This is a genomic window from Pseudoroseomonas cervicalis ATCC 49957, assembly GCF_000164635.1.
In the GTDB taxonomy this organism is placed as follows: Bacteria; Pseudomonadota; Alphaproteobacteria; order Acetobacterales; family Acetobacteraceae; genus Pseudoroseomonas; species Pseudoroseomonas cervicalis.
Genome location: NZ_GG770783.1, coordinates 121,341 through 125,168, shown reverse-complemented (window position 1 = coordinate 125,168; position 3,828 = coordinate 121,341). Strand labels below are relative to the sequence as shown.

Annotated in this window: 4 protein-coding genes; all 4 read left to right on the top strand. The window is 74.3% G+C overall.

What is annotated here, in order from left to right; genetic code table 11:
• A partial coding sequence (locus HMPREF0731_RS17875; protein ID WP_007005595.1) for an HWE histidine kinase domain-containing protein occupies positions 1-1,056 on the top strand: 1,056 nt, incomplete at its 5' end.
• A gap of 44 nt (positions 1,057-1,100) precedes the next feature.
• The gene (locus HMPREF0731_RS17870; protein WP_007005594.1) at positions 1,101-1,892 is read left to right on the top strand and encodes a DeoR/GlpR family DNA-binding transcription regulator; all 792 of its coding nucleotides are present in this window, start codon (positions 1,101-1,103) and stop codon (positions 1,890-1,892) included.
• Between the two features lie 67 nt (positions 1,893-1,959).
• Positions 1,960-2,784, top strand: coding sequence for an HAD family hydrolase (locus HMPREF0731_RS17865; RefSeq protein ID WP_040613869.1), 825 nt, complete (start codon positions 1,960-1,962; stop codon positions 2,782-2,784).
• On the top strand, positions 2,781-3,828 hold a 1,048-nt coding region (phnD, locus tag HMPREF0731_RS17860), incomplete at its 3' end, for a phosphate/phosphite/phosphonate ABC transporter substrate-binding protein (protein WP_007005592.1). The genes HMPREF0731_RS17865 and phnD, both read left to right, overlap by 4 nt.

Genomic DNA, 3,828 nt, shown 5'->3' with positions numbered 1-3,828 from the left:
GAGCTGCACGAGGTCGGCCGCGCCCTGGCCGCCGCCGGCATCGCGCTGCGCAGCCGCAGCCAGGCCCTGGCCGAGAGCGAGGCGCTGCTGGCGCGCGCCCTGCACGCGGCGCAGGTCGCCACCTGGGAATGGCAGCCGGCCTCGGACTACTACCATGGCTCGCCGGGGCGGGAGGCGATGTATGGCCGGCCGCGCGGCAGCCTGCGCGACCGCGCCTCGGTGCTGGCGGCGGCGCATCCCGAGGACCGGCCCCTGCTGGCCGCCGCGCAGGAGCGCTGCCTGCGGCCGGGCGCCGACCATTACGAGGCCACCTACCGCACCATCTGGCCGGATGGCCGCATCCGCTGGCTGCACAGCCAGGGCGCCGTGCTGGAGCGCGACGCGGAGGGCCGGCCGCTGCGGGTCAGCGGCGTGCTGCGCGACGTGACCGAGAGCCGCCGCGCCGCCGAGCGCGAGCGGCTGCTGGCGGCCGAGGTGGACCACCGCGCGCGCAACGTGCTCGCCGTGGTGCTGTCGATGCTGCAGCTGAGCCGCGCCGATGACGCGGCGCGCTACGCCGAGGCGGTGCGCGGCCGGGTCGCCGCCCTGGCCCGCGCCCACACCCTGCTGTCGCGCGAGCGCTGGGATGGCAGCAACCTGCTGGCCCTCGCGCGCGAGGTGCTGGGGGCGCAGCCCGGCGGCGCGCGCATCACCTTGCAGGGCCCGCCTTTGGCGCTGGCGGCGCATGCGGTGCAGCCGCTGAGCATGGTGCTGCACGAGCTGTCGACCAACGCCGCCCAGCACGGCGCCCTGTCGCGCGCGGAGGGGCATGTCACCCTGGCCTGGCGGCTGCAGGAGGGGCGGCTGCTGCTGGAGTGGCAGGAGCATGGCGGCCCGCCCGCGCCGCCCCCCGCCCCCGGCTTCGGGCTGAAGGTGGTGCAGGCCACGGTGCGGCGCCAGCTGGCCGGCACGCTGGAGCTGAACTGGGGGCCGGAGGGCCTGGGCTGCCGCATCAGCCTGCCGCTGTCGATGCTGCAGGAGGGCATGCCGCTGCCCCAGGCCCGCCGCGCCGGCTGAGGCGCTGCTTTCCCCCTGTCCGGGAGTGTGGCAGGTTGCAACCCATGGCCCCACGCAGCACCCTGGCCCTCGGCAAGGCCGAGCGGCACAAGGCGATCCTCGCCGCCCTGTCCACCGACCCCACCGTGCGGATCAGCCTGCTGGCCGAGGAATTCGGCGTCTCCACCGAGACGGTGCGCCGCGACATCGAGGAGCTCTCGGCGCGCGGCGCGGTGCGGCGCACCTATGGCGGTGCCGCCGCCTCCCACCCCGCCATCCAGCCTCGCCTGGCCGAGCGCGAGCAGGTGATGGTGGCCGAGCGCGCCCGCATCGGCGCCGCCGCCGCCGCGCTGGTCGAGGAGGGCGCGGTGGTGATGCTGGACGCCGGCAGCACCACGACGCATTTCGCACGCGCCCTGGCCGCGCGCGGCCTGCGCGCGACTCTGCTGACCAACAGCCTGGACGCGGCGCTCGCCGCCGGCGCCAGCGACGCCCTGCGCGTGCTGGTGGCGCCGGGCGAGCTGAGCGCGGTGGAGCGCGGCCTCTACGGGCCGGAGACGGCGGCCTTCCTGCGCCGCTTCCATGTCGACATGGCGGTGATCGGCGCCTCCGGCGTCACCGAAGAGGGGCCGAGCGAGGCCGAGAGCCGCGCCGCCTGGGTCAAGCGCGCCATGCTGGAGCGGGCGCCGCGCCGCCTGCTGCTGGTGGATTCCTCGAAATTCGGCCGTGCCTTCCTGGAGCAGGTCTGCGCGCCCGAGCAGATCACCGATCTGGTGACCGAGGCGCCGCCGCCGGTGCCGCTGGCGGCGGCGCTGGGGCGGCATGGGCTGCGGCTGTCGATTGCAACAGAAATGTAAAAAACATGTTTGACCTGCCACACACTCCGGTGGCAAGTGCAACATGTATATGACACAAGACCGCGCCATGCCCCGCCCCCTGGCCACCGCGCCCGCCGAGCAGCTCGCCCGGCTGCGCTGGGTGCTGACCGATATCGACGACACGCTGACCCTGGATGGCCGCCTGCCCGCCGCCGCCTATGCCGCGCTGCAGGCGCTGGACGAGGCCGGCATCGCCGTCATCCCGGTCACCGGCCGCCCGGCCGGCTGGTGCGACGCCATCGCCCGCCACTGGCCGGTGGCCGGGGTGGTCGGCGAGAATGGCGCGCTGTGGTACGCGCTGGACCGCCGCGCCCGCCGCATGCTGCGCTGGCAGGCCCAGCCCGAGGCCGAGCGCCTGGCCAACCGCGCCCGGCTGATGGCGCTGGCCGAGGCGGCGCTGGAGGCCGTGCCGGGCAGCGCCATCGCCGCCGACCAGCCCTTCCGCCTGTTCGATGTCGCGGTGGATTTCTGCGAGGATGCCGGGCCGCTCGGGCTGGAGGCGGCCGAGCGCATCGCCGCCATCTTCCGCGAGGGTGGCGCCGAGGCCAAGGTCTCCTCGATCCACGTGAATGCCTGGATCGGCGGCTGGGACAAGCGCGCCGGCATCGAGGCGCTGTTCGCCGCGCGCTTCCAGCCCTTCGCGGGCGTGCGCGAGGCGGTGGCCTTCGCCGGCGACAGCGCCAATGACGCGCCGCTCTTCGGCGCCGTCGCCTGCTCGGTGGGCGTCGCCAATGTCGCCCCCTTCCTGGCCGGCATGGCGACGCCGCCGGCTTATATCACCCGCGCCGAGGGCGGCGCGGGCTTTGCCGAATTCGCCGACGCGCTGCTCAAGGCGCGCGGTGCCGTTTCCGTGGAGGAGAACGCCGCATGAAGACCCATTTCCTGGCCGGCACCGCGCTGGCCCTGGCCCTCGGTGGCTGGGCCACGCTGCAGAACGGCCCGGCCCTCGCCCAGGCCGCCGCCTGCGCCTTCCGCGGCGCCCTCGACGAGGCCTATTGCGACGCCAATCGCGACATGGTGGCCGATGCGCCGACCGACCCGGCGCGGCTGCGCGACCCGTCCACCATCGTCTTCACCTACACCCCCGTCGAGGATCCGGCGCTCTATGCCAGCCAGTTCCGCCCCTTCCTCGACCATCTGAGCCGCTGCACCGGCAAGCGCGCGGTGTATTTCCAGGTGACCTCGAACGCCGCCCAGGTCGAGGCGATGCGCTCCGGCCGGCTGCATGTGGCGGGCTTCTCCACCGGCCCGACCGCCTTCGCGGTGAACCTAGCCGGCGCCGTGCCCTTCGCGGTCAAGGGCAATGCCGAGGGCTATGAGAGCTACAAGGTCGTCATGCTGGTGCGCGCCGACAGCCCGTACCGCACCATGGCCGATCTGCGCGGCCGCCGCGTGGCGCACACCTCGGCCACCTCCAACTCCGGCAATCTGGCGCCGCGCGCCTTCTTCCCCGGCCTCGGCCTGAAGCCGGACGAGGACTACCAGGTGGTCTATTCCGGCGGCCATGACCGCAGCGTGATGGGCGTCAATGCCGGCGACTATGATGCCGCCCCCGTCGCCTCCGACGTCTGGACCCGCATGGTGGCGCGCGGCCAGGTGAAGCGCGAGAATTTCCGCGTCATCTGGGAGAGCGAGCCCTTCCCCACCAGCGGCTTCGCCCTGGCCCACGACCTGCGGCCGGAACTCGCCCAGAAGATCCGCGACTGCTTCCTGGAGTACCGCTTCCCCGAGCAGATGGCGCGCGACCTGGGCGGCAATGACCGCTTCTGGCCGGCCACCTATGCCGAGCAATGGGCCCCGGTGCGCGCCGTCGCCGATGCGGTGAACGCGCCCTACAACCGCGCCGCCTTCGACGCCGAGGCGCGGCGCGAGCTGGAGGCCGAGGCGCGCCGCCGCGCCCAGCAGCAGCAGCCGG

What these genes read in the sequence shown, in the direction of transcription:
- HMPREF0731_RS17870 (WP_007005594.1), top strand. Translation starts at nt 1,101, where the DNA reads ATGGCCCCACGCAGCACCCTGGCCCTCGGCAAGGCCGAGCGGCACAAG.
- HMPREF0731_RS17865 (WP_040613869.1), top strand. Translation starts at nt 1,960, where the DNA reads ATGCCCCGCCCCCTGGCCACCGCGCCCGCCGAGCAGCTCGCCCGGCTG.